Genomic DNA, 25016 nt, shown 5'->3' on the forward strand with positions numbered 1-25016 from the left:
TGACATTGCTCTTAGCGCATTGCTCATCGGGGTAGTCACCCGGTCAAATGGAGTGGTACGCCCGCGCCGCGGGGCCACTGGCCGGAAGGTGACCGATGACCTCGATCGACGTACTGCTCAAGCGCAACCAGGAACTCGGCGAGGTGACGCCCGGCGACCGGTCGTCCCCCAAGCCGTCGCTCCAGGTGGCCATCCTCACCTGCATGGACGCCCGCATCCGGGTGTTCGAGCTGTTCGGCCTCCTGCAGGGCGAGTCGCACGTCCTCCGCAACGCCGGCGGCGTGGTGACCGACGACATGATCCGCTCGCTGGCCCTGTCGCAGCGCAAGCTGGGCACGCGTGAGGTGCTGATCGTGCAGCACACCGAGTGCGGCCTCTCGATGGTGACCGAGGACGACTTCAAGGACGAACTCGAGAGCGACACCGGCCTGCGGCCCACGTGGTCGGTCGAGGCGTTCCGCAGCGTCGAGAACAGCGTCCGGACTTCGGTGGAGCGGGTGCGGCGCAGTGCGTACCTGCCGCACACGGAGAACGTGCGCGGGTTCGTCTACGACGTGAAGACCGGGAAGCTCACCGAGGTCGAGTAGGCCTTGCGGGTCCTGTTCGCCGGGCTGGCGTCGGCCGGCCACACGTACCCGATGGTCCCGCTCGCGGTCGCGGCGCGGGACATCGGGCACGACGTGCACTTCGCCGCCGGCGAGCACGTCCACGAGTCGCTGCGGGGACTGAACCCGTTCCGGCCCGCGGACTCGTTCTACGAGATCTACGCCGAGGACGTCGAGCCCGACCTGAAGCGGCTGCGGCCGGACCTGGTCGTGCACGGCTGGGGCGTCCCGGAAGTGGGTCTCGCGGCGGAGCGCGCCGGGATCCCGGCGCTCTGGCACGGGTTCGGCCGGATGTTCCCGCCCGGCATCGGGTTCGAGCGTCCCACCGGCGGCGTGCACCTCGACGTCTGCCCGCCGTCCCTGCAGGACGCGGACTTCCTCGCGACCGCCGAGCGGATCCCGGTGCGGCCGGTGCCGTTCGCCGAGCCGGGCGACTTCCCGGGGCCGCTGATCTACCTCACCCTCGGCACCGCGTTCGGCACCCCGGAGGTGCTCACGACGGCGATCGAGGGTCTGGCCACGCTCGGTACGCCCGTCGTGGTGGCCACCGGCGGGGTGGCCACCGGGCCGCTGCCGGCCCACGTGACGGCCCTGGCCTGGGTACCGCAGGCGGCGGCGATCGCGCACGCGGACCTCGTCGTGCACCACGGCGGCAGCGGCACCACCCTCGGCGCGCTCGCCGCGGGCGTGCCGCAGCTCGTCCTGCCGCAGGGCGCCGACCAGTTCGCCAACGCCGACGCGCTCGTCGCCGCGGGGGCCGCCGTGTGCCTGCTGCCTGGCGAGCTGACCGCGGAAGCCGTGGCCGAACAGGCCCGGAAGGCGTCCTCCTGCCGGGAAGCGGCCCGTGCGACCGCCGAGGAGATCGCCGCCATGCCGTCTCCGGACGAGGTCGCCCGCGAGCTGCCGAAGTACGCGAAGTAGCCTCCCGGCGTGGCTGTGGACGCTGACGTACTGCTCGACTGGTTCTCCGCGCACGGCCGGGATCTGCCGTGGCGCTCGCCGGATTGCACGGCCTGGGGCGTGCTGGTCAGCGAAATCATGCTCCAGCAGACCCCGGTCGTCCGGGTGCAGCCGATCTGGCACGAGTGGATGGCGCGCTGGCCGGTCCCCTCGGCGCTGGCCGCGTCGTCGCAGGGCGAGGTCGTGCGGGCCTGGGGCAAGCTCGGCTACCCGCGCCGGGCGCTGCGCCTGCACGAGGCCGCCGGGGTCATCGCGCGCGAGCACGGCGACGTCGTTCCGTCCGATGTGGACACTCTGCTCGCGCTGCCCGGGATCGGCGCCTACACCGCGCGGGCCGTCGCCGCGTTCGCCTACGGGCGGCGGGCACCGGTCGTCGACACGAACGTGCGGCGGGTCGTCGCGCGGGCGGTGCACGGCGCCGGCGACGCCGGGCCGGCGTCCAACACCCGGGACATGGCCGACGTCGAGGCCCTGCTGCCGGCCGAAGACGCGCCCGCGGCGAAGTTCTCGGCGGCGATCATGGAGCTCGGCGCGCTGATCTGCACCGCACGGGCCCCGAAGTGCGCGGACTGCCCGATCTACGACGAATGCGCGTGGCAGCTCGCCGGGCGGCCGGAGTACACCGGCCCGGCCAAGCCGGTGCAGCGGTACGCGGGCACCGACCGGTACGTCCGCGGACGGCTGCTCGACGTCCTGCGCGGCAGCGAGGGACCGGTCGAGAAGGCGCGCCTGGACCAGGTGTGGCACGACGGCGGGCAGCGGGACCGCTGCCTGGACTCCCTGCTGGTCGACGGCCTGCTGGAGCAGACCCGCGACGGCCTCTTCGCCCTGCCGGGTGAACACTAACGCGCTACAACCAAAGTTGGTCAATAGTTGTCATCGACGCGGTCCGGAGTTACCGTTTTCCGCATGGTCACTGTTGACCGCCGGACCCTGCTGAAGGCGGGGGTGACCGCGACCGCGGCCGGCGCACTGGGGATGACGACCACGGGGACGGCCGGCGCGGCCGTGCCGGTACCGGCGATCCACCCGACGTCCGACTGGGGCGCCCGGCCCGCCACCGGCACCATCGTGGTGGAGAACCACAAGCCGACCTACATCGTCGTGCACCACGCGGTCGACCCGCCGATGAACGACGACTTCTCCCTGGCGCGCGCGTTCTACGTCTCGCGCTTCATCCAAGACCTGCACATGGACAAGAACGGCTGGATCGACAGCGGCCAGCAGTTCACGAACAGCCGCGGCGGGTACATCACCGAAGGACGGCACCGCAGCCTGGAGATCCTGCGCGGCGGCACGAAGCACGTCCAGGGCGCGAACGTCGGCAACCACAACAGCGAGGTCATCGGTATCGAGAACGAGGGCCTGTACAGCACGGTGGACGTGCCGCCGGCGCTGTGGAACTCGCTGGTCTCGCTGGTCGCCTACATCGCGAGCCAGTACGGCATCGCGCCGGAGTTCATCAAGGGCCACCGCGACTTCAACTCGACCGAGTGCCCCGGCCAGGTGCTCTACAACCGGCTGCCGGAGCTGCGGACGGCCGTCGGGCGCGTCCTCGGCGTGTCGGTGGCACGCGCCGAAGCCGAGTGGCCGCTGCTCAAGCCGGGCGACACGGGCCGCCGGGTGCAGCTGGCGCAGCAGTTCCTGCGCGCGTCCGGCTTCGGCGTTCCCACCGACGGCGTCTTCGGCCAGTCCACAAAGGACGCGGTGACCGCTTTGTCCGTTCAGGCGGGATTGGCCCGCGACACGTGCACCGCGGCCAAGGTATCCGACGAGGCGGGCTTCCTCGGCGCGGACGTCTGGCCGCTCATCGTCCCCGCCGACCGGTCGACAGCGGCCTGGCGAGCGGACCTGGCCCGGGCTTGAAGGGTCGACACGCGTGATTACGAGGTCGACACGCGTGATTTGAGGGTCGACACGGCGATACAAAGGCGTGCGGCGTGTCGTCCCTCTGATCACGCGTGTCGACCCTGCAATCACGCGTGTCGACCCGGCAATCACGCGTGTCGTCCGTTTCAGCGGGCCAGGACCTGGCTGAGGAAGGCTTCGACGGCACCTCGGTAGGTCTCCGGGGCCTCGTCGTGGGGCAGGTGGGCCGAGCCCGGGACCACGAGGTGGCGAGCGCCCGGGACACGATCGGCGACGAGCGCCTGCTGGCCGTGCGGCATCGCGGTGTGCTCGCCCTCGACCAGCAGCAGCGGGCAGCGGATCGCCGCGACGACGTCCCAGTAGTCCCGGCGGCCCCATTCGGCGGCGATCACGTACAGGTCCTCGAGGTCCGCGACCAGGTGGAACCCGTCGGAACGCTCCTCGACGCAGTCCGCGAAGTACCCGCCCGCGTCGCCGAAGAACTCGCGGACGTGATCCAGGGACTTGAACGGGACCGGCCAGCTCTCGAAGTACCCGCGCCAGGTCTCGACGGTCCGGCCGCGCTGGTCCGGCGCGAAGTCCTCGGAGACGACCGCGCGCACCAGCTCCGGGTACCGCGCGGCGGTCGCCCAGGCGTGCAGGCCACCCATCGAGTGCCCGATGAGCACAGCCGGGCCCGCGTCGAGCGTCCGCAGCGCTTCGGCGACGTCGTCGGCGAAGCGCTCTGTCGTCCACGGGCCGACGCGCGGCGCGTTGCCGTGGCCGCGCGCGTCGAGGCCGTACACCGCGCCGTAGGGCCGGAGCCACTCCGCGACCCGCCACCACGTCCGCGCGCGGCCCATCAGGCCGTGGAGCAGAACGATCGGCACGCCGCTGCCGCCGAAACAGAGCACGCGGCCACCTAACCACAAAACCGCTGGTGCGGAACGTGACCAACCGATCGCAATCCATCACCTATGGTGGTGGGTGTGCGCCGCCGACTGACCGCCCTGGCCGTCTGCGCCGCGGTGGTCCTCGCCGCGGCGTGCGGTGGCGACGCCGTCACGCTGCCGCCCCCGCCGCCACCGATGCACCCGGTGCCGGGCGCGTCCGGCGGCGGCGATCCCTACTACCCGGACGACGGCAACGGCGGGTACGACGCGCTCGGCTACCAGGTCGACGTCAAGTACGACCCGCCGAGCGGGCACCTCGACGGCGACACCACGGTGACCGCGAAGGCCACCCAGGACCTCAGCCGGTTCGACCTCGACCTGCGCGGGCTGGACGTGCACGGCGTCGAAGTCGACGGCAAGCCGGCGACCTTCCGCCGAGAGAAGGCGTTCGAGCTGGTCGTCACCCCGCCGGCCCCGATCCGGGCGGGGACGACGTTCCGCACCCGGGTGCGCTACGGCGGCGACCCGGCCAAGACCCCGCACACCGGCGGCAGCGAGAACGGCTGGAAGCACTCGGCCGACGGCGGCGCGTACATGGTCGGCGAGCCGCACTCGGCGGCGTTCTGGTACCCGGCGAACGAAACCCCGCGTGACAAGGCGGCTTTCACGCTCACCGCGCACGTCCCGGCCGGCTGGACGGTGCTCTCGAACGGCCGCGAGGGCCCGCCGGGGACCTGGACCGAGCCCAACCCGGTGGCGACCTACCTGACGACGATCGCGATCGGCAAGTTCAGTGTCGACAGGTCGACACTGAAGGACGGCACCCCGGTGGTCTCGGCGTACGCCCCGGGCACCGAAGCCCGCCGCGCGATCGGCGACCGCCTGCCGGAGGTGCTCGGCTTCCTGAGCGGCAAGTTCGGCCCGTACCCGCAATCGGCGGCGGGCGGGATCTTCCTGAACGAGGAGGTCCCGTTCTCGCTGGAGACGCAGACGCGGCCGACGTACGCGAAGTGGGCGGACCTGCCGACGCTGGTGCACGAGAACGCCCACCAGTGGTTCGGCGACTCGGTCTCGGTGCGGAACTGGTCCGACATCTGCCTGAACGAGTGCTTCGCGTCGTACTCGCAGTGGCTGTGGGCCGAGCGCGAAGGCCAGAACCTGGACGACCGCTACCGCGCGGCCATCGAGATCACCCGCGGCAGCACGGACTTCTGGGCGCAGAAACTGGTCGGCATGGGCCAGGGCCACGAGTTCGAGGGCGTCTACAACAAGGGCATCCTGGCCCTGCACGCGCTGCGCCGCGAAATCGGCGACCCGGCCTTCGACCGACTCCTGCACGAGTGGCCGGCCCGCTACCGCCACCGCAACGCAACCTGGGCCGACTTCGAGACGATGGCGACGCGAATCGGCGGCAAGGACCTGCGGGCGTTCTTCGACACGTGGTTCCGCGGCACGAAGCTCCCCGCGGACGCCGACCTGTTCCCCGGCTCACTGCGCAGCTGAAGCCACCCCGGAGCCAACTAGGGTGGGAGACATGAGTGTCGTGAAGATCAACGCGATCGAGGTCCCCGAGGGCGCCGGCCCCGAGCTGGAAAAGCGGTTCGCCGCGCGCATGCACTCCGTCGACGAGCAGCCGGGCTTCCTCGGCTTCGAGCTGCTGCGGCCGGTGTCCGGCGAGACGCGCTACTTCGTCTACACGAAGTGGGAAACCGAGGAGCACTACCAGGCGTGGGCGAAGGGCGGCCCGGCCGCGGCGGCGCACTCGGGCGAGCGCGCCAAGCCGGTGTCCACCGGCGCGAACCTCCTGGAGTTCGAGGTCGTCCTCGGTTCCCAGCCTGGTGAATGAGGCGGCAAAGATCCTGGACGGCGCCGGCGCACTCCTGATCTGCGCCGGCGCCGGCATGGGCGTCGACTCAGGGCTCCCGGACTTCCGCGGCGGCGAGGGGTTCTGGCGCGCGTACCCGCCGTACGCCCGCCTCGGCCTGCAGTTCGAGGAACTGGCCGACCCACGCCACTTCGCCGAAGATCCCGAGCTGGCCTGGGGCTTCTACGGACACCGGCTGGCGCTGTACCGCGAGACCATCCCGCACGAGGGCTTCCGGCTGCTGCTCTCACTGGGCTCACGCCTGCCCGGCGGCGCCCGCGTGTTCACGTCCAATGTGGACGGCCAGTTCCAGAAGGCGGGCTTCGAGTTCGTGGCGGAGGCACACGGCTCGATCCACCACCTGCAGTGCCTCGACGGGTGCACGTCCGAGATCTGGCCGGCGGACGTGGATGTCGCGGTCGACGAGGAGACCATGCGGGCGGTGCCGCCGCTGCCCTCGTGCCCCCGCTGCGGCGGGTTGGCGCGCCCGAACATCCTGATGTTCGGCGACTTTTCCTGGGTCCCGGACCGCAGCCAGGCCCAGCTGGACGAGCTCACGGCGTGGCGCCGGACGGCCCGTGACCTCGTGGTGGTGGAGCTGGGAGCGGGCCAGGCGGTCCCAACGGTCCGCCGCTACGCCGAACTGGCGAGCGCGGCGACGGGCGCGTTGATCCGGATCAACCCGCGAGAACCCGAAATCCGCCACGGCCGCGGCGTGTCGATCGCGGCGGGGGCCCTGGAGACGCTGAAGCAGCTCCTGCCCCGCTGATCACGGCAACCGCACCTCGGCGAACACCGCTCGGTGGTCGCTACCCGCCACATCGAACACCCGGTAGTCCAGCACCGCCGCGCGGTTGTCGACCGCCACGTGGTCGATCGTCACCACCGGCATGGACGACGGCCACGTCGGGGCCAAGCCTTCGCCGCGCTCCTCGGCCGCGTCGTGGTAACCGCGGGACAGGACCGTCCGGTAGGCCGCGTGGTCCAGCGTGGCGTTGAAGTCGCCCGCCAGGATGCGCAGCCCGTGCTCGCCCGCCGGCTGGGACAGGTCCTTGATCTCGCGCTCCCACAGCGGGGTGTCCACGTCCGGGGAGATCGGGTGGACCGCGACGATCTCGACCACCACGCCCTCGCCGAGGTCGGCCTCCGCGCCCGGCTGCTTGGCCGCCGAATCGCCGGTCAGGTTGACCTCCTTCAGCGGGAAGCGGGACGCGATGCCCGAGCCGAACGCGCCCGGCGCCGGGTGCAGCACGCGGTGCGGCAGCAGGTCGAACAGCCCCGCCGCGGTCAGCCGGTCGACCGCGGACGGGGTCATCTCGACCAGGTTCAGCACGTCGATCCGCTGCTCGCGCACCAGGTCGACGACGGCTTTCGCGTCGGCCTGGCCGTAGAGCAGGTTCGAGGCGAGGACGCGCAGCGTCTTGCCCTGCACGGTGCGTTGCTCGCTCGCCGACACCCGCGGGATGACGAGGACGGCCAGCGCGAGCGCCAGCACCAGCGCGACCCCGCCGAGCCACCACCGCCGCAACGCCAGGGTGACGCCGCCGAGCAGCACCCCCGCGGCCGCCGCGAACGGCGTCAACGACAGCGCGACCAGCGTGTACCAGCCGCCGTCGTAGCCGAGCAGGCGCAGCGCCGCCAGCAGCGCCAGCGGCACCAGCGGGACCACCAGCAGGCCCGTGACCAGCGGGTTCTTCCGCCGCGACCGCGTCTCTTCCGCAACCACCATGCTGCCGAGTATGCCGAGACCGGCGCCGCTCGGCCGCTGCCCCGACAACTCCTCCACAAGATCTCCACCAGCGCCTGCCAGCCGCTGACAGCGCGCTGTGCGCGGCTTACCAGCGCGGCCGTCCACAGTGAGCCCAGAAGCGACAGTGAAGGAGGACGCCCATGTCGCACGCAATCCAGGCCGAGGGCCTGGTCAAGCACTTCGGGGACACCAAGGCGCTCGACGGGGTCGACCTCGAGGTCCCGTTCGGGCAGGTCGTGGGGGTGCTCGGCCCGAACGGCGCCGGCAAGACGACCGCCGTCCGGATCCTGGCGACCCTGATGAAACCCGACGCCGGCAGAGCCACCGTCGGCGGCTACGACGTGGTCGCCGACCCGGTCCGGGTCCGCAGCCTGATCGGGCTGACCGGGCAGTACGCGTCGGTCGACGAGGACCTCAACGGCATCGAGAACCTCGTCCTGATCGGACGGTTGTACGGCTACCCGCGCAGCCACGCCAAGACCCGCGCCACCGAGCTGATCGAGCGGTTCGAGCTGACCAAGGCGGCCAAGCGGCCGATCCGGACGTACTCGGGCGGGATGCGGCGGCGGCTCGACCTCGCCGCCAGCCTCGTCGGCCGGCCCGAGGTGCTCTACCTCGACGAACCGACCACCGGGCTCGACCCGCACGCCCGCAACGAGGTCTGGGACGTCGTCCGCGGCCTCGTCGCCGAGGGCGCGACGGTGCTGCTGACCACGCAGTACCTGGAGGAAGCCGACCAGCTGGCCGACAAGATCACCGTCTTCGACCACGGCCGGGTCGTGGCCGACGGCCGCGCCGACGAGCTCAAGCGCCGCGTCGGCGGGCAGACGCTGCAGGTGCGGCCGACCCGGCTCTCCGACATGGACGCCGTCAACCGCATCCTCGGCGACCTGTCCGGCGTCCGGCCGACCCGCGACGACGCGACCGGACTGCTCACCGCGCCGGTCAACGACCCGGTGCTGCTGTCCACGTTGGTCCGCAAGCTCGACGAAGCCGGGATCACCGCGGACGAGCTGGCACTGCGGCTCCCCAGCCTCGACGAAGTGTTCCTCGCCCTGACCGGGCACACCGCCGAACAGTCCACCGAAGACAAGACCCTCGAAGGGAGCCTGGCATGACGACGCTGGCCCTCGACCGCCCGGCCCCGCCGCGGCACATCAGCCCCGGCAAGGGGTTCCAGCACGCACTTTCGCTGGCCTGGCGGGGCATCCTGAAGATCCGCAAGAACCCCGAACAGCTCGCCGACGTCACCCTGATGCCGATCATCTTCCTGGTGATCTTCGTCTACCTGTTCGGCGGCGCGCTGTCCGGCTCGATCGACGCCTACCTGCAGCTGGTCGTGCCCGGCGTCATCGTGATGAACATCCTGCAGGCCTGCCTGACCGTCGGCGTGCAGCTCAACACCGACGTCACCAAGGGCGTGTTCGACCGGTTCCGCAGCATGCCGATCGCCCGCTCGGCGCCGCTGATCGGCGCGGTGCTCGCCGACGTCGTGCGGTACGTCGTCTGCCTGACCGTGCTGATGGTCGTGGCCACGATCATGGGCTACCGGATCGCGACCAGCCCCGGCGAGTTCGCGGTGGCGATCCTGCTCGCGCTGGCGTTCGGGCTGAGCTTCTGCTGGGGCTCGGTGTTCGTCGGCATGCTGATGAAGACGCCGGGCTCGGCGCAGGCGCTGATGTTCGTCTTCATCATGCCGCTGACCTTCGGCAGCAACGTGTTCGTGCAGACGAACACCATGCCGGGCTGGCTGCGGGCCTGGGCGGACATCAGCCCGGTCAGCCTGATGGCGAACGCGCTGCGCGGCCTGATGAACGGCGGAGCCGTCGCCGGCCCGCTGGCCGGGGCGCTGGCCTGGATGGCCGGCGCGGTGATCGTGTTCTTCCCGCTGGCCACCTGGGCCTACCGCCGGCGGGTCTGAAAGGCGCACACACGGGGGTGAGTAGCGCCAGGGGAAGCTGAAGGGCCCCTTTCTCGCAGCTGCTGCGGGAAAGGGGCCCTTCAGTCCAGTTCGGCCAGGAGCCAGGCGATCGTGTCCTTTTTGGACAGAAGGCGGCCGTCTTCGTAGCGGGATTCGTAGTCCGGGAGCACCGCGCGAAGGGCGTCGATGAGCGCCCGCACCTCGGGGCTGCCGAGGTCGAGCCGGCCGCGGATGACGGCGGACGCGGCGAGCACCCGGGCCGCCGTCTCGGGACGGCCCTGCCGCTCGCGGATCATCGCGAGCAGCTCCACCGCCCCGGCCAGGTCCGGCATGTCGCCGCGCCGGTTCGTCGCCCGGATCGCGATCACCGCGTGCGGCTCGGCCTCGTCCGCGCGGCCCTGGGCGAGCAGGAGCCGCGCCTCGAACGCGTGGATGAACTCGTCGCCGATGCCGCCGGGGAACCAGTCGTCGCCGCCCATCGCGGCGACGCGGTCGAGCAGCGCCCGCGCTTCGGCCAGCCGGCCAGTGCGCAGCAGCAGTTCCAGCCTGCCGAACATCAGGATGGCCCGGTGCTGCAGGTTCGTGATGCCTTCGCCGTAGCGTTCCGCAGCCTCCTGGTCGCGCCAGGCCCCTTCGAAGTCGCCGCTGCGCGCCCGCTCGACGGCCAGCCGCCACCAGTGCTGCACGGCGTCCTCGTACGACCGCAGCTCCATCGACAGGGCCAGGCCCTGCTGGTAGGTCTCGATGGCCTTGGCGCTGTCGCCGTTCTGCGACAGCGAGTACGCCTTGAAGCTCAGCGTCATCGCGATGCCCCAGCGGTCGCCGACCGCTTCGAACCCGGCGTGCGCCAGGTCGCGGGCCCGGTCGGCGCCCTCGACGTCGCCCGCGTCGTCGAGCAGGAAGCTCTCCACCCAGTGCCCGCCGGCCCGGGTCCACGCGTCCGGGTGCTGCGCGGCCCGGCGCACCTCGCGGACGGCGATCTCCCGGTCCCCGCCCAGGAAGGCCAGCATCGGCAGGGCCACGGCGAGCCCCGGGTACCGGTCGACCGCGTTGCTCCGCACGCAGTCGTCGACCAGCCGGAGGATCTCGGGCTGGTCGGACCGGACCGGGATGGCGTCCATCAGATAGCACAGCGCCTGGTAGGCGGCCAGCACCGCCGGCGGCAGCCGGTCGCCGAACTCGAGGGTCTCGCGGATCAGCGAGCCGATCCGCCCGCCCTGCCCGAGGATGGTGAGGTACCAGAACATCCCGTCCAGCAACGCGACCGCGTTGTCCACATCGGACATCTCGATGGCGCCGCGCAGGGCCGCGATCATGTTGGCGCTCTCGGCTTCGTACCGGTCGATCGCCCGCAGCTGGTCGGCTGTGCGCAGCGTCGGTTCCAGGCGCTGGGCGAGCTCGGCGTAGTAGCTCGCCATCGCCCGGCGCATCCGGTCGTGCTCGCCCGACTCCACCAGCCGCTCGGTGGCGTAGACCCGCAGCGTTTCGAGCATCCGGTACCGCGGCTCGCCACCGCTGTCGATCGTGTCCACTATGGACTTCTCGACCAGGCTGCCGAGCACGTACGGCACGTCGGCGGCGGGCAGCAGCTCGTCGGCGCAGACGGCCTCGATCGGCGTCAGCTCCGCACCACCGGCGAACACCGCGAGCCGCCGGGCCAGCACGAGTTCGGGTTCGGCCAGCAGTTCCCAGCTCCACTCGACGACCGCGCGCAGCGTCCGCTGCCTCGGCAGCGCCGTCCGGCTGCCCGAGGTGAGCAGCCGGAACCGGTCGCCGAGCCGGCCGGCGATCTGGGCCACCGTCATCGACCGCAGCCGCGCCGCGGCCAGCTCCAGGGCCAGCGGCATCCCGTCGAGCCGGCGGCAGATCTCGCCGACGTGGTCCACAGTGGACTCGTCGAGCACGAAGTCGGGGCGGACCGCGGCGGCCCGGTCGAGGAACAGCCGCGTCGAGTCGAGCTCGGCGGCCTCCGCGGGCGCGGCGCGTTCCGCGGGCACCGGCAGCGGGCCGAGCGGGCACAGCGCCTCCCCGGTGATGGCCAGCGGCTCGCGGCTGGTGGCCAGGATCCGCAGCCGCGGCGCCCGGTGCAGCAGTTCGTCGGCCAGCCGCGCGGCGGCGTCGACGACGTGCTCGCAGTTGTCCAGCACCAGCAGCGCTTCCTCGCCGCCGAGCACCTCGACGGCCTGGTCCACCGGCTCCGGCTGGCGGCGGTTGATCTCGGTCTCGGCGCGGATCTCCCGGACCTCCAGGGCGCCCAGCAGCGCGCCGGGGACGTCGTCGGGGTCGCGGACGCCGGCCAGCGCGGCGAACCAGACCCGGCCCCGCTGGTGGGCGGGGTGCCGCGACGCCGCCTCGGTGGCCAGTCGCGTCTTGCCGGCGCCGCCCGGCCCGGTCAAGGTGACCAGCCGGGCGCCGCCGAGGAGCTCGGCCAGCAGCTTCAGCTCGTCGTCGCGGCCGACGAACGTGGTCAGCCGGGTGGGCAGCCGATCGGCCACCGGCGACGGCGGCGCGAACTCCCCGCGCAGCGCGGCGACGTGGATCTCCTGCAGCTCGGCCGAGGGATCGACGCCGAGCTGGTCGGCCAGGGTGCGGCGGAGCCCGGCGTAGACGGCCAGCGCCTCCGACTGCCGCCCGGCCGCGCACAAAGCGCGGATCCGCAGGCCGGCGAGCCGTTCGCGCAGCGGATCGGCATCGGCGGCCGCGGTCAGGTCGGCGAGCACCCCGGCGTGCCGGCCCAGCCGGATCAGGGCGTCGAAGCGGTCCTCGGCCGCCTCGGCCCGCAGGTCGGTGAGCCGCCGCGCCGGGGCGGACGCGAAGGGCGCGTCGAGGACGTCGGCGAGCGCGGGGCCTTGCCACAGCGCGAGGGCCTCGGTGAGCAGGTCGGCAGCACGGGCGTCCCGGCCCGCGGCGAGCTCCCGGCGGCCTTCGGCGGCGAGCCGTTCGAACCGCTCGGCATCGACGTCCCCGGCTTGCACCGCGAGCCGGTACCCGCCGGGCCCGGATTCGACGGCCACGGGCAAGGCCTTCCGCAGCCGCGAGACCAGCGACTGCAGGGCGTTGGCCGCATCGGCGGGCGGTTCGGCGCCCCAGAGCCCATCGACGAGCGCGTCGGCGGCGACCGCGCGCCCGGCGTCCAGAGCGAGCCTGGCCAAGAGCATGCGAAGCCGGGCACCCCCGACGTCGATCGGCGTGCCATCGTCTTCCGCCGCCCGCAGCGGGCCCAGCAGCGCAACGCGCATGCGTCCAGCTTTCCAGACGGCGCACGACGGCGTCCCCGGCGGCGCGGGAAGGTCGCGAATGACTCATTCGGGACGTCCGAGGTCCCGAATGAGTCATTCGCGGCACCGGCGGTGGCGACCACAGTTCCGGGGCGGCCGGACGGGCCGACGGAAGTGCTGATTATCCGGACAAATAAGACACGCTTCCCCGGATCACCCGTTCGTGGCGATACGTTGCCGACGAGGCCCATCCGCACACGGACAGGAGCGTTCATGAGGGGACAGAAACCGGTCGTGGTGGCGGCCGCCGTGGTCGCCAGTCTTTGCCTCGGCACCGGTGTCGCCGCCGCGGGCGATGGCTGGGGCGCGCCGAAGCCCGGCAGCGATGGCGCCGGCGACAGCTACTACCCGCAGGACGGCAACGGTGGCTACGACGTCGCCGACTACAACCTGAAGGTCACCTACGACCCGGCGTCGCACCAGCTCACCGGGAACCAGGACATCGCCGCGCGGGCGACGCAGGCGCTCAGCTCGTTCAACCTGGACTTCAAGGGCCTGACCGTCGACTCGATCGAAGTCGACGGCCGGGACGCGAAATTCAGCCGGACCGGCGACCACGAACTGGTCGTCACGCCGTCGCGCGCGCTGTGGCGGGGTCAGCACTTCAAGGTGAAGATCGCCTACCACGGCGTGCCCGCGCCGATCAGCGACCCGTCGCTCGGCAACAACGGCTGGCAGTTCGCCCAGGCGGGCGGCGCGTTCGTCGCCGGCGAACCGCGGTCGGCCACGACCTGGTACCCGGTCAACGACACCCCGCTCGACAAGGCCACCTTCCACCTCGCGATCACCGTGCCCGACGAGTGGGGCGTGATCGCCAACGGCCGCGAGAAGCCGTCGATCAAGACGCCGAACGGCACCACGCACGTCTGGGCCGAAGAGACGCCGATCGTGCCGTACATGACGACGGTCGCGATCGACAAGTGGACCTTCGACCGCCAGAAGCGCAAGGACGGGACCCCGATCGTCAGCGCGTTCGCGCCCGGCGTCCCCGACTCGACGAAGCAGGCCGAGGCCCGGCTGCCGGAGATCCTCGACTTCCTCGAGTCGAAGTTCGGCAAGTACCCGATCGACGCGGCGGGCGGCATCTTCCTCAACGAGCAGATCGGCTTCTCGCTGGAGACGATGAGCCGGCCGATCTACTCGGCGGGCTGGGCGGGCACGGTCCCGACGATCGTCCACGAGAACGCCCACCAGTGGTACGGCGACTCGGTGGCGGTCGCGCACTGGCGCGACGTCTGCCTCAACGAGTGCTTCGCCTCCTACGCCACCTGGCTCTGGGACGAGGCGAAGGAGGGCGTCGACCTGAACGCCCAGTACGCGAACGACGTCAAGACGGCGTCGACGCGGCTCTGGAACGGCAAGCTCTACGACATGGGTCAGGGCAACGAGTTCACGTACGTGTACTCGAAGGGCCCGATGATGCTGCACGCGCTGCGCAACTACATCGGTGAGCAGGCGTTCTCCTGGGTCCTGAAGACCTGGCCGTCGCTGCACCGCGACGGGAACGCGAGCATGCAGGAGTTCCAGCGGTTCACCGAGTTCGCGGCGCACCGGAGCCTCCAGGGCTTCTTCGACGCGTGGGTGTACGGCAGCGGCAAGCCCGCCGACCAGTACCTCTACCCGGGTGGGCTCAAGCCCGCCGCCTGAGCGCCGGTCGTCGAGGCCACCCTGCGGACGTAGGGTGGCCTCGACGCTTTCGCTTCGGGAGGACGGCATGGCCAGGGTGCTGATGACGGGGTTCGCGCCGTTCGGCGGCGAGTCGGTCAACCCGTCCTGGCAGGCGGTTTCGCTGGTGGCCGCCCGCCGGGACGACGTGGCGGCGGTGGAACTGCCGTGCGAGTTCGGGACATCCCTGCCCGCGCTGGGGCGGGCGCTGGCGGAACACCGGCCGTCGCTGGTGGTCTGCGCGGGCCAGGCGGGCGGCCGGGCCGAGGTGACCCCGGAGCGCGTGGCGATCAACCTGATCGACGCCCGAATCCCGGACAACGCGGGCGCCCAGCCCCTGGACGCCCCGGTGGTCCCGGACGGCCCGGCGGCGTACTTCTCGACCTTGCCGGTGAAGGCTTGCGTGGCGGCGATCCGCGAGGCGGGCGTGCCGGCGTCGGTGTCCCACACCGCCGGGACGTACGTGTGCAACCAGGTCTTCTACGGCTTGATGCACCTGCTGGCCACGGAGTTCCCCGGCGTGCGCGGCGGCTTCGTGCACGTACCGTTCAGCCCGGAGCAGGTCGCGGCTTCGGGAAAGCCCGAGGCGTCCCTGGGCGTGGACCGGATCGCCGACGCGCTGGAAGTCTTGGCGGACACGGCGTTGCGGGTGACGGAGGACTTGGCGGTCAGCGCGGGCGCGGAGCATTGAGACCGAGCGCGACGTCTGGGCGAGACCGGGCTGGGGGCGGTCGTCCGGGTTCCGATGCTCGTCGTGGGTTCGGTGCTGTTCTCCGGCTTCCTCCTGCTTCCGGAGCGCGGCCGACCGGCAGCTAACCGCCGCGGCCGGTGAGCTCGACGAAGGCCGCCGGGCCCGGGACGTTGTGGTGGACCGTCAGGTCCGCGACCCGGTCGCCGCTCCAGGCCGGCGTGAAGCTGACCAGCAGCGTGCACCGGCGGCCCGGCTCGACGTCGCGGCCGACGCACGCGCTCGCGTCCACCGTGAAGTCCTTGCTGTCCAGTTCGACCCCGTTGACCCGCAGCGCGCTCGCGCCGACGCTGCGGACCGCCACCACGCAGGTCGTCGTCGTGTGCACCGGCGTCTCGGGGCAGCTGACCGACTCCGGGACGATCACCCGCGGCTCGGCGGCCACCTCCGGCACGCCCGGGAACGTCGCCGGGCGGCCGCGCACCAGGTCGAGGACGGTCACCCCGGTGACCGTCAGGACCAGCGCACCCGTCGCCAGCAGGACGATCGCGATCGCCTTGATGCCGCGGGCGCTGCCGTCCTTGGCCGTGAACCCGCCCGCCGCCAGGACCGTGACCACCAGCGTGGAGATCAGGGTCGCGTCCGGGCCCGCCCCGATCGCCGCCGGGACGAGCGTGCCGAGCAGCGACGCCCCGACCGTGACCGCGAATCCCGTCCAGGAGAAGCGTTTCGCCTCGCGCAACTGACGCCGCACGGTCGGCGCCCGAGGTTTCGTGACTGTGCTCATGCAGGTAGGAGCGTCGAGACCACCCGGCACGGACGACATTCCCCCGTTCGGCGGTACGGCGGGCCGTCCGTGATCTGACGCACACCCTCGGCAAACCTCCCTGCCGGGTGATCGAACGGTGTTTACATGTCCGGAACGCGCAGCCCGAAGAAGAGGTGAGTGATGATCGGATTCGAGACCGACCTGCAGGACCTGCGGGACTCGGCCCGAGCCCTCCAGGGAGCCGCCGACGCCGCGGAAGCCGCGTCGAACGGCCTGCGCGGCACCGACGTCCCCGTCAAGTCGGACGGCGGCGGGTTCTTCGGCGGCCTCGGCGCGATGTTCCCGGCGGACAACGCCTTCGGCCGCACGCTCGGCATGCCGGCCGTCGCCGCGGCCTACAACGACCACCTGGCGAAGATCCAGAAGCTGGTCGCGCAGTTGCACCAGACCACGGCGGACACCAGTCACGCGCTGATGCGGGTCGCGGAGCTGTACGAGAAGGCCGACGAGGACTCGAAGCAGCGCGTCAACCGCGCGGCCGCCGGCCTGGAGGGGAACTGACGTGGACGGCTACTTCGACACCGGGCTCGACGCCCAGCCGATGTCCGGTGGCGACGACCGCCGCACCGAGCTCCTGGACGGCGTCTCCGAGGACCTGAAGCAGGGCGCCACCGACGCCCTCGACGCGCTGGAAATCCTGCGAATGACCGACTGGATCTTCGGCTTGGGCCCCGGCGACGACGGCTTCCGGAAGATGCAGGACGACGTCGCCGCCATCTACCGCGAGTTCTCCGACGCCGACATCGACCACGAGTCGGCCGAGGGACTGCAGAGCCTGATCATGCGGCACGACGCCGTCTGGAAGGCGCTGCAGCGCGACTCGGGCCCGAAGCTCGACGACGCCCGGCAGTTCCTCGACGTCTGGCGCGGTTCCGCAGCCAACGCCGTGAAGGCCTACCTCAACGAGCTCGCCGACACCTTCACCGAGGTCGAAACCAAGATCACCATCCTGGAGAGCGACATCGTCGCCGCGCGCGAAGCCATCGCTTCGGCCCGGCAGGACCTGAGCAACCTCGGCTCCACGTTCAAGAGCACGGCGGAGGACTACCAGAAGTCGCAGGAGCGCAAGCGCGAAGCGGCCATGTCGAAGGTGCTGGCGGCGACGTTCGCGGGCGCGGTCACCGGGCTGCTCACCGTGGCCACCGCCGGTGCGGGCGCCGCGGCGGGCGCGACGATCTTCACCATGGCCAACGGCGCGATCGTCGCCGGGAACGCCGCCGGCGGCGCGATCACCGCGGTCGTGGCGAACCAGGCGGAGATCACCGGCGACAACGGGTTCGACCTGTACCAGAGCTTCCTCGACAGCGCGGGCAAGATCCGCGACGGCGCCGGCGACGCGGCGCAGAAGCTGGCGGACCGCATCGGCGACGAAGCCGTCGACCTGCCGAAGATCCCCGACGCGCCGGACGTCAGCCCCGGCTCGAGCTTCGACCCGGACAACTTCGAGACCGACCGGACATCGCGGCAGACCGAGAAGAACGTCCGCGACGCGAACGTCGACATCGCCCCCGACGGCCAGGTGTCCAGCGGCGCCACCCACGTCGGGAGGCTGGATGGCTGACGGTCCGGACCGCGACGCCCTCCTGGCCGAGCTCTCCGCGCTGTCGGCGACGGCGACGTCCGCCGACGGCGCGGTTTCGCTGTCGGTCAACACCGACGGCGTGCTGACCCGGCTGAGGCTCACCGACGCCGTCTCCGGGATGTCGCCGACGGAGATCGCGGACGCCGTCCTGCGCACGTACGTCGAAGCCCAGCGCGAGTCGGCGAAGCGGACCGGGCAACTGCTGGCACCGCTGGGCAGCGGCGGTTACCTGATGGACCGGCTGCGCTGGCGGGTGCAGTTCGAGCCGGCGCCGGTCCCGCTCGCCGCGCCGGCGCTGTCCGCCCCGGTGGCCGAGCCGGACGGCAAGGTGCTCAAGGACCGGTCGTCGGACACCCCGGCCGAGCCGTCGCCGGCCGGGCCGGTCGCCGACGACGACTGGTACGGCCGCGGCATGCGGCTCGACCGGGCCTGGTGACTCAGGCCGGCTTGACCTGGCTGGAGAAGCCGGCGACCAGCTCTTCGAGGCGGCGGGGTTGTTCCGTGAGGTAGATCGCGGCCACCCGGCGCTCGGCCACGCCGAAAAGCACGATCGACGACTTCTTGTCGGCACTGGCGACGTACTCGCCGTGCAGCCCGCCACCGTCCCAGGTGCCGCGGCCGGCGGGCGTCAGCTTCGTGTTCACCTCGATGTATTCGGTGGTCACGCCCTGGTAGTAGCTGACACTGCCGCCCGTGAAGGCGCAGATGACCGAGAGCTGGGCGCCCAGCAGCTGGGCGAAGTGGCCGTTGTCCTTGCAGGTGCTCCGGTCCGGGACGGAGCCGGCCAGCAAGCGCAGGCACGGGGTGAAGCCGGCCCGGTCGCGCTCGGTCGTCTGCGTGCAGTCCGCCGCGACCCGCGCGGCCTGATCGCGGATGACGAACACGACGACGGTGGCCACGACCGCGGCGACCAAGAGCACGGCGAGCGCGAGGAACCAGGGCTTGCGCTTCCGGCGCGGTTCCGGTGGCGGGGCCGGCCGCGGTGGCCCCGCCTGCTGTGACCAGGGTTGCGGCCGCGGCGGCGGCACCGGCGGGCGGACGGGTGCGAACGCGGGCACGGTGAGGTCGCTGGTGGTGCCGAGCGGCACGTGGTGGAGTCCGAACGCGACGGCCGTTTCGGGCTGGTCCTGCGTGGTCGGCGTGACGCCGAGCTGCCGCCCGAGCAGGGTGGCCAGCAGCGGCATCCGGCTCGGCCCGCCGACGAGGTAGACGCCGGCGAGCTGCGCGGGCGTGAGCCCGGCGCGCCGGATGGTGGCGCCGAGCAGCTCGGCGCTGCGCAGCAGGCTGGGCCGCACGAGCGCTTCGAGCTCGTCCCGGCTGACGAGCACGTCCCCGAACGGCTCGGGCATCGGCACGTGGGTCTGCGCGTGCCGCGAGAGGCTTTCCTTGGCGTCCCGGACATCCTGCAGCAGCGCCCGCCGCGTCCTGCGGTCGGCGGTGGTCTGCGGCCGCAGGAGGCGTTGCCACTGCGCGGGATCGGCGTGCGACACCTCGCGTCCGATGTGGACGAGCAGCGCCTGGTCGATGTCGAGGCTGCCGAGGTCGGGCAGGCCGTCCTCGGCGAGCACGGTGAAGCCCTGCCGGGTGACCCCGACGACGGCGCAGTCGAAGGTGCCGGCCCCGAGGTCGTAGACGCCGATCGGCCCGCCGCCCCGCCGCCCGAGACTGGCGTAGTGCGCCGCGGCGGCGACCGGTTCGGGGATCAGCCGCACATCGACGAGCCGTGCTTTCGCGGCGGCGTCCCGCAGCACGTCCTGCCGGTCGGCACCCCAGCCGGCGGGGTGCGAGATCCGGGTCTGCGCGGGCGGGCGGCCGAGCTGCCGTTCGGCTTCCTCACCCATCCGCCGCAGGACGGCGGCGAAGGCGTCGGCGATCGGGACGTCGACGTCGCCGAGCCGGATGGCACCTTCGTCGATCCGGCGTTTGGGGTTCGGTTCGAACCGGCTGGGATCGAGCCGCGCCCGCCGCTCGGCATCCTGGCCGACGACGAGCAGGCCGTCATCGTTGACGTAGACGGCGGAGGACATGGTGACCGACCCGTCGACCTCGATCGCCCGGGGCCCCCGCCCGAAGGCGGAGAGCACGCCGACCGTGCTCGAAGTCCCGAAGTCGATCGAGAGCACGTCCACGCGGATTCCCCTCCCAAGGTCCGCGGGCATCGTCTCACGGGCCGGGGGCGCCGCTCCGCTCAGGCGCACGCGTCGGTGTGGTCCCCCTGGGCGGTCGAAACGGTGACGTCATGGTCCTCGAAGTCGGCGACCACCCGCATCCGGCCGCCGAGAGCCGTGATGTAGCGGCGAAGGGTGTCGAGCGCCATCTGTCCCGGGTCACCCTGTTCGAGCTGGCTGATCCTCGGCTGGCTGACCCCCATGCGCCGGGCGAGCTCGGTCTGGCTGACACCGGCGTCCTCACGGAGCTGGGCAAGGCGGAACCCGAGTACATAAGCCTCGGTCGCCTCCCGCGCCGCGATGCGCGCAGCATCGACGTCTCGACCGGCCTCTCGGTCGATGGCGAGCTTCTCGGCTTTGACTTCCTTCCACGACCGGCTCATCACTCAGCCCTTCTCTCCGGCTCGCAGGTGGGCCCGGAACCGCTGCTCCGCGACGGGAATGTTCTGTTCGTACCAACCCTTCCAGTTCCCGGCCTTGTCACCGGCCACCAGAAGCAACGCACAGCGCACCGGATCGAAGGCGAACAGGATCCTGATCTCGCTGCTCCCGGCGGACGCCGGTCTCAGCTCCTTGAGGTTGTGCAGGTGCGAGCCCTTGATCCGGTCGACCAACGGCCGCCCAAGACGCGGTCCTTCCCGGGCAAGCATGTCGATCGCTTCTTCGACCCGGTCCGCAGAGACCGGGTCTTCACGGCACAGGTTCACGAACCACTGCTCGACCTCGTCGTGAAGTTCGATCTCCCATTCCATCCAAGAACTATAATATAAGCCTTATAGCCGCCGCGCACCAGACGCAAAGAAGGGCGGCTCCCCATCCGGGGAACCGCCCTTCTGGCGTCCTAAGCGACGATCACTCGCCTTCGGCTTCGCTCTGCTCCTCGTGGCCCGCGCCGATGCTCACCGGCGGGGCGTCCGGGATGGACGACGGGCGACGCTCGCCGCGGAAGGTGAACCGCGCCTGGTCGTCCTTGTCCTCCGGGTTGCCGCTCCAGCCTTCGACGTCGACCAGGATGATCTGACCCGGCTCGACCTCGCCGAACAGGATCTTCTCCGACAGCTGGTCCTCGATCTCGCGCTGGATCGTGCGGCGCAGCGGCCGCGCACCGAGGACGGGGTCGAAGCCGCGCTTGGCCAGCAGCGACTTGGCCTTCGCCGTGAGCTCCAGCTCCATGTCCTTCGCGCGCAGCTGCGTCTCGACCCGGCCGATCATCAGGTCGACCATCTGGATGATCTGTTCCTGCGTCAGCTGGTGGAACACGATGATGTCATCGATCCGGTTCAGGAACTCCGGGCGGAAATGCTTCTTCATTTCCTCGTTGACCTTCTGCTTCATCTTCTCGTACCGGGTGCCGGTGTCGTTGGACCCGGCGAACCCGAGCGAGACGGACTTCGAAATGTCCGAAGTGCCCAGGTTGGACGTGAAGATGAGGACCGTGTTCTTGAAGTCGACCGTGCGGCCCTGACCGTCGGTCAGGCGGCCGTCTTCCAGCACCTGCAGGAGCGTGTTGTAGATCTCCTGGTGGGCCTTCTCGATCTCGTCGAACAGCACCACCGAGAACGGCTTGCGCCGCACCTTCTCGGTCAGCTGCCCGCCCTCTTCGTAGCCGACGTAGCCCGGAGGGGCACCGAAGAGCCGCGAAGCGGTGTAGCGGTCGTGGAACTCGCCCATGTCGATCTGGATGAGCGCGTCGTCCTCGCCGAACAGGAACGAGGCCAGCGCCTTGGACAGCTCGGTCTTACCGACACCGGACGGGCCGGCGAAGATGAACGAGCCCGACGGGCGCTTCGGGTCCTTCAGACCGGCCCGCGTACGGCGGATCGCCTGCGAGACGGCCTTGACCGCGTCCTCCTGGCCGATGATGCGCTTGTGGAGCTCCTCCTCCATGCGCAGCAGCCGGGTGGTCTCCTCCTCGGTCAGCTTGAACACCGGGATGCCGGTCCAGTTGGCCAGCACCTCCGCGATCTGCTCGTCGTCGACCTCGGCGACGACGTCGAGGTCGCCGTCCTTCCACTGCTTCTCCCGCTCGCCCTTCTGGCCGAGGAGGGTCTTCTCCTCGTCACGCAGGCGGGCGGCCCGCTCGAAGTCCTGCGCGTCGATCGCGGACTCCTTGTCGCGGCGGACGTTCGCGATCTTCTCGTCGAACTCGCGCAGGTCCGGCGGCGCTGTCATCCGGCGGATGCGCATCCGGGCGCCGGCCTCGTCGATCAGGTCGATCGCCTTGTCCGGGAGGAACCGGTCGTTGATGTACCGGTCCGCCAGGGTCGCGGCGGCGACCAGCGCCGAGTCGGTGATCGAGACGCGGTGGTGCGCCTCGTACCGGTCGCGCAGGCCCTTGAGGATCTCGATCGTGTGCTCCAGCGACGGCTCGCCGACCTGGATCGGCTGGAACCGGCGCTCGAGGGCGGCGTCCTTCTCGATGTACTTGCGGTACTCCTCGAGCGTGGTCGCGCCGATCGTCTGCAGCTCACCGCGGGCGAGCATCGGCTTCAGGATCGAAGCCGCGTCGATCGCACCCTCGGCGGCACCCGCCCCGACCAGCGTGTGCAGCTCGTCGATGAACAGGATGATGTCGCCGCGGGTCTTGATCTCCTTGAGCACCTTCTTCAGGCGCTCTTCGAAGTCACCGCGGTAGCGGGAGCCGGCGACCAGGGAGCCCAGGTCCAGCGTGTAGAGCTGCTTGTCCTTGAGCGTCTCGGGCACCTCGCCCTTGACGATGCTCTGCGCGAGGCCCTCGACGACGGCGGTCTTGCCGACGCCGGGCTCGCCGATGAGCACCGGGTTGTTCTTGGTCCGGCGGGACAGCACCTGCATGACCCGCTCGATCTCCTTGCCGCGCCCGATGACCGGGTCGAGCTTGCCCTCGCGGGCGAGCACGGTCATGTTGCGGCCGAACTGGTCCAGGACCAGCGAAGACGACGGGGTGCCCTCACCGCGGCCGGAACCGGTTTCGGTGGACTCCTTGCCGCCCTGGTAGCCCGAGAGCAGCTGAAGCACCTGCTGGCGGACCCGGTTGAGGTCCGCGCCCAGCTTGACCAGGACCTGCGCGGCGACGCCCTCGCCCTCGCGGATCAGGCCGAGCAGGATGTGCTCGGTGCCGATGTAGTTGTGGCCGAGCTGCAGCGCCTCGCGCAGCGACAGCTCCAGCACCTTCTTGGCGCGCGGCGTGAACGGGATGTGCCCGCTCGGCGCCTGCTGGCCCTGGCCGATGATCTCCTCGACCTGCTGGCGCACGCCCTCCAGGGCGATGCCCAGCGACTCCAGCGCCTTGGCGGCGACACCCTCACCCTCGTGGATCAGACCCAGGAGGATGTGCTCGGTGCCGATGTAGTTGTGGTTGAGCATCCTGGCCTCTTCTTGAGCCAGGACGACCACCCGCCTCGCGCGGTCGGTGAACCTCTCAAACATGTGCACTCCCTCGACTGCTGCGCCGGCGGCCCGTTTCCATCGTGCTTTCACCGCGATGGATTCAGCACCGTGAGACCACTCTAGTAGCCAAGTCGTCGCGCTGGCGTACCACTACGGCTCTCGGCGGTCGTTTCCGCACCCGGACGTGGCATCTCCCGGGTACTCCCATCATCAGGTTGCCCTGCACCTTTACGTCAAGCACAACGTGCGGAGCGCCATCCGGATTCCGCCATCCGCGCGGTGTCCGCTCACCGCGAACAGTCCGCAAGCTGGGAGTACCCCACCCGATTGGCGCACCTCCCGGAAGCCTGTAAGGTTAGGCACGCCTAATTCACTACGGCGCTTGAGGAGGGCCGCAGTTGAACCAGCAGCGGTCCTTCCGCGACGCACGCGAGGTCGGCGACGGCCTCGCGTCGTCGTTGCGGCGCATCGCCGGCCTGCAGGAACGCAGCGAGCTGCGCAGCGACGTCCCGGCGGGCTGGATCCGCTGCTCGGAGCTGCTGGAGACGCCCGCGCACTTCGACGAGTGGCGCGGCCTCCTGGGCGACTGGCTGGTGCGGGAGCACTCCGCGGCCCCGGACAGCACGACGGCCAGCTGGGTGCTGACGTGGTACCTGCACGTCCCGGCGTACGTCGGCGCGCTGCTGTGGCACCACGAGCGCCGGGTGCCGTCCCTCGCGCCGGCGGAGCTGGCGTTCCGGTTGTCGGACGACCGCCCCCACCCGGACGGAATGGCCCTGCTGGGTGACGCGTTCCACTGCCTCCCGACGGACCCGGGCTCGGCCCGCCCGGAGGCCACGGTGGTCCGCGACGAGCGAGCCCTGGCGGCGGTCCTGCGGGCGCGCTACCTGGCACACGCGGCAAAGTTCGTACGGGTGTACGCGCCGGTGAGCAGACTGGGCCGCCGCACGCTGTGGGCCGCGGCGACGGACGCACTGGAGAACTCCCTGTGGTGGGCGGGCCGCCAGGGCGGAACACCGGAGGCCGAGGGCGCGGGGGTCGCGGACGCGGCTTTGGTGCTCGACGAGCGGTACCCACCGCTGACGTCGGCATCGACGCTGCGGCTGGAGGAGGGCCCGGAAGGGCACCGCGAGTGGACGCGGCGGCGGGAGAGCTGCTGCTTTTCGTACCTGCTGCCGTCGTCGTCCGAGTGTGACGGCTGCCCGCGCACCTGTTCGCGGTAGCTCTGCCTCCCCAGGCAGGGGTGACTCGAGCGCGCCGGCGTGCCCGCGGTGTCGCGAATGACTCATTCGGGACGCCGGAGGTCCCGAATGAGTCATTCGCGACCTTTCGAAGCGCCCGGACCAGCAGGACTTTGCCAGGCCCCGCCGTTGCCAGCCCCCGCCGGTCCTAGGTAGGGCTCCGGCAAGTTCGGTCGCTGCTGCGGTGGAAGCGACTCTGCTGGCTGGTCTTTGTCCGGAGGCGTCGCTGACTTGGGCGGGCACGAGGTCGCTTTGCTCGGTGCCCACCACCCCGAAGCCGCGATTGTCACTACGGCCGGGTGCTGGCTTCGGATCGGGGTGGCGGGGGAGGTCTGGGTGGGGCGCAGGTCTGGCC

Annotated in this window: 23 protein-coding genes; 15 read left to right on the forward strand and 8 right to left on the reverse strand. The window is 71.2% G+C overall.

From position 1 onward, the window contains the following. The first annotated feature begins 95 nt into the window (after positions 1 to 95). From H5965_RS09175 to H5965_RS09190, 4 genes are all read left to right on the forward strand, one after another. The gene (locus H5965_RS09175) at positions 96 to 587 is read left to right on the forward strand and encodes a carbonic anhydrase (protein ID WP_310969009.1); all 492 of its coding nucleotides are present in this window, start codon (positions 96 to 98) and stop codon (positions 585 to 587) included. A 3-nt stretch (positions 588 to 590) separates the two neighbouring features. Further along, a complete protein-coding gene (locus H5965_RS09180; RefSeq protein WP_310969011.1) occupies positions 591 to 1526 on the forward strand; it encodes a nucleotide disphospho-sugar-binding domain-containing protein in 936 nt (311 codons plus the stop codon). A gap of 9 nt (positions 1527 to 1535) precedes the next feature. Further along, positions 1536 to 2411, forward strand: a complete 876-nt coding sequence (locus tag H5965_RS09185; protein ID WP_310969013.1) for an A/G-specific adenine glycosylase — start codon at positions 1536 to 1538, stop codon at positions 2409 to 2411. Between the two features lie 63 nt (positions 2412 to 2474). Further along, positions 2475 to 3431: an N-acetylmuramoyl-L-alanine amidase gene (locus H5965_RS09190; RefSeq protein ID WP_310969014.1), complete on the forward strand. Its 957-nt coding sequence runs from the start codon at positions 2475 to 2477 to the stop codon at positions 3429 to 3431. A gap of 149 nt (positions 3432 to 3580) precedes the next feature. Here the strand turns inward: H5965_RS09190 and H5965_RS09195 are convergent, their stop codons facing one another. Next, on the reverse strand, positions 3581 to 4327 hold the full coding sequence (locus H5965_RS09195; protein ID WP_310969015.1) for an alpha/beta hydrolase: 747 nt from the start codon (positions 4325 to 4327) through the stop codon (positions 3581 to 3583). 75 nt (positions 4328 to 4402) lie between these two features. Between H5965_RS09195 and H5965_RS09200 the strand changes: the two genes are divergently transcribed. From H5965_RS09200 to H5965_RS09210, 3 genes are read left to right on the forward strand one after another with little or no spacing between them, the layout of a single operon-like run. Further along, positions 4403 to 5809, forward strand: a complete 1407-nt coding sequence (locus H5965_RS09200) for a M1 family metallopeptidase (RefSeq protein WP_310969017.1) — start codon at positions 4403 to 4405, stop codon at positions 5807 to 5809. A 31-nt stretch (positions 5810 to 5840) separates the two neighbouring features. Beyond that, on the forward strand, positions 5841 to 6152 hold the full coding sequence (locus H5965_RS09205) for an antibiotic biosynthesis monooxygenase (protein WP_310969019.1): 312 nt from the start codon (positions 5841 to 5843) through the stop codon (positions 6150 to 6152). Continuing rightward, positions 6145 to 6939: an SIR2 family NAD-dependent protein deacylase gene (locus H5965_RS09210; protein WP_396136881.1), complete on the forward strand. Its 795-nt coding sequence runs from the start codon at positions 6145 to 6147 to the stop codon at positions 6937 to 6939. Before H5965_RS09205 ends, H5965_RS09210 begins: the two co-directional genes overlap by 8 nt. On the opposite strand, the gene H5965_RS09215 is transcribed toward H5965_RS09210, so the two are convergent. Beyond that, positions 6940 to 7956, reverse strand: coding sequence for an endonuclease/exonuclease/phosphatase family protein (locus H5965_RS09215; protein ID WP_310969021.1), 1017 nt, complete (start codon positions 7954 to 7956; stop codon positions 6940 to 6942). A 104-nt stretch (positions 7957 to 8060) separates the two neighbouring features. Between H5965_RS09215 and H5965_RS09220 the strand changes: the two genes are divergently transcribed. Both H5965_RS09220 and H5965_RS09225 read left to right on the forward strand, forming a co-directional pair. Further along, entirely contained in the window at positions 8061 to 9038 is a 978-nt protein-coding gene (locus H5965_RS09220; protein ID WP_310969022.1) for an ATP-binding cassette domain-containing protein, read from the forward strand. Then, entirely contained in the window at positions 9035 to 9841 is an 807-nt protein-coding gene (locus H5965_RS09225; RefSeq protein WP_310969023.1) for an ABC transporter permease, read from the forward strand. Before H5965_RS09220 ends, H5965_RS09225 begins: the two co-directional genes overlap by 4 nt. 80 nt (positions 9842 to 9921) lie before the next feature. Here H5965_RS09225 and H5965_RS09230 read toward each other — a convergent pair whose 3' ends face one another. Further along, positions 9922 to 13080 carry a BTAD domain-containing putative transcriptional regulator gene (locus tag H5965_RS09230; protein WP_310969025.1) on the reverse strand — a complete coding sequence of 1053 codons (3159 nt, stop codon included), beginning with the start codon at positions 13078 to 13080 and terminating at the stop codon, positions 9922 to 9924. 252 nt (positions 13081 to 13332) lie between these two features. Here H5965_RS09230 and H5965_RS09235 point away from each other — a divergent pair, with 252 nt between their 5' ends. Both H5965_RS09235 and pcp read left to right on the forward strand, forming a co-directional pair. After that, a complete protein-coding gene (locus H5965_RS09235; RefSeq protein ID WP_310969027.1) occupies positions 13333 to 14766 on the forward strand; it encodes a M1 family metallopeptidase in 1434 nt (477 codons plus the stop codon). Between the two features lie 67 nt (positions 14767 to 14833). Beyond that, positions 14834 to 15475, forward strand: a complete 642-nt coding sequence (gene pcp, locus H5965_RS09240; RefSeq protein WP_310969029.1) for a pyroglutamyl-peptidase I — start codon at positions 14834 to 14836, stop codon at positions 15473 to 15475. A gap of 121 nt (positions 15476 to 15596) precedes the next feature. Here the strand turns inward: pcp and H5965_RS09245 are convergent, their stop codons facing one another. After that, positions 15597 to 16259, reverse strand: coding sequence for a hypothetical protein (locus H5965_RS09245; RefSeq protein WP_310969030.1), 663 nt, complete (start codon positions 16257 to 16259; stop codon positions 15597 to 15599). A gap of 162 nt (positions 16260 to 16421) precedes the next feature. Between H5965_RS09245 and H5965_RS09250 the strand changes: the two genes are divergently transcribed. Genes H5965_RS09250 through H5965_RS09260 form a run of 3 tightly spaced genes read left to right on the forward strand, consistent with a single transcriptional unit; the run spans position 16422 to position 18319 of the window. Beyond that, positions 16422 to 16802, forward strand: coding sequence for a hypothetical protein (locus H5965_RS09250; RefSeq protein WP_310969031.1), 381 nt, complete (start codon positions 16422 to 16424; stop codon positions 16800 to 16802). 1 nt (position 16803) lies between these two features. Further along, positions 16804 to 17862 (forward strand): hypothetical protein, encoded by a 1059-nt coding sequence (locus tag H5965_RS09255; RefSeq protein ID WP_310969032.1) that lies wholly within the window; start codon positions 16804 to 16806, stop codon positions 17860 to 17862. Further along, entirely contained in the window at positions 17855 to 18319 is a 465-nt protein-coding gene (locus H5965_RS09260) for a YbaB/EbfC family nucleoid-associated protein (RefSeq protein WP_310969033.1), read from the forward strand. Before H5965_RS09255 ends, H5965_RS09260 begins: the two co-directional genes overlap by 8 nt. A 1-nt stretch (position 18320) precedes the next feature. Here the strand turns inward: H5965_RS09260 and H5965_RS09265 are convergent, their stop codons facing one another. The 4 genes from H5965_RS09265 to H5965_RS09280 form a co-directional block, all read right to left on the reverse strand. After that, positions 18321 to 20012, reverse strand: coding sequence for an Hsp70 family protein (locus tag H5965_RS09265; RefSeq protein ID WP_310969034.1), 1692 nt, complete (start codon positions 20010 to 20012; stop codon positions 18321 to 18323). A gap of 59 nt (positions 20013 to 20071) precedes the next feature. Then, the gene (locus tag H5965_RS09270) at positions 20072 to 20434 is read right to left on the reverse strand and encodes a helix-turn-helix domain-containing protein (RefSeq protein ID WP_310969035.1); all 363 of its coding nucleotides are present in this window, start codon (positions 20432 to 20434) and stop codon (positions 20072 to 20074) included. 3 nt (positions 20435 to 20437) lie between these two features. Beyond that, complete coding sequence (locus H5965_RS09275; protein WP_310969036.1) at positions 20438 to 20803, reverse strand: type II toxin-antitoxin system RelE/ParE family toxin; 366 nt, start codon at positions 20801 to 20803, stop codon at positions 20438 to 20440. Between the two features lie 100 nt (positions 20804 to 20903). After that, entirely contained in the window at positions 20904 to 23459 is a 2556-nt protein-coding gene (locus H5965_RS09280; protein ID WP_310969038.1) for an ATP-dependent Clp protease ATP-binding subunit, read from the reverse strand. Between the two features lie 359 nt (positions 23460 to 23818). Between H5965_RS09280 and H5965_RS09285 the strand changes: the two genes are divergently transcribed. Continuing rightward, complete coding sequence (locus H5965_RS09285) at positions 23819 to 24643, forward strand: (2Fe-2S)-binding protein (RefSeq protein WP_310969039.1); 825 nt, start codon at positions 23819 to 23821, stop codon at positions 24641 to 24643. Positions 24644 to 25016: the final 373 nt, after the last annotated feature.

This window comes from Amycolatopsis sp. 505 (assembly GCF_031625235.1).
In the GTDB taxonomy this organism is placed as follows: domain Bacteria; phylum Actinomycetota; class Actinomycetes; order Mycobacteriales; family Pseudonocardiaceae; genus Amycolatopsis.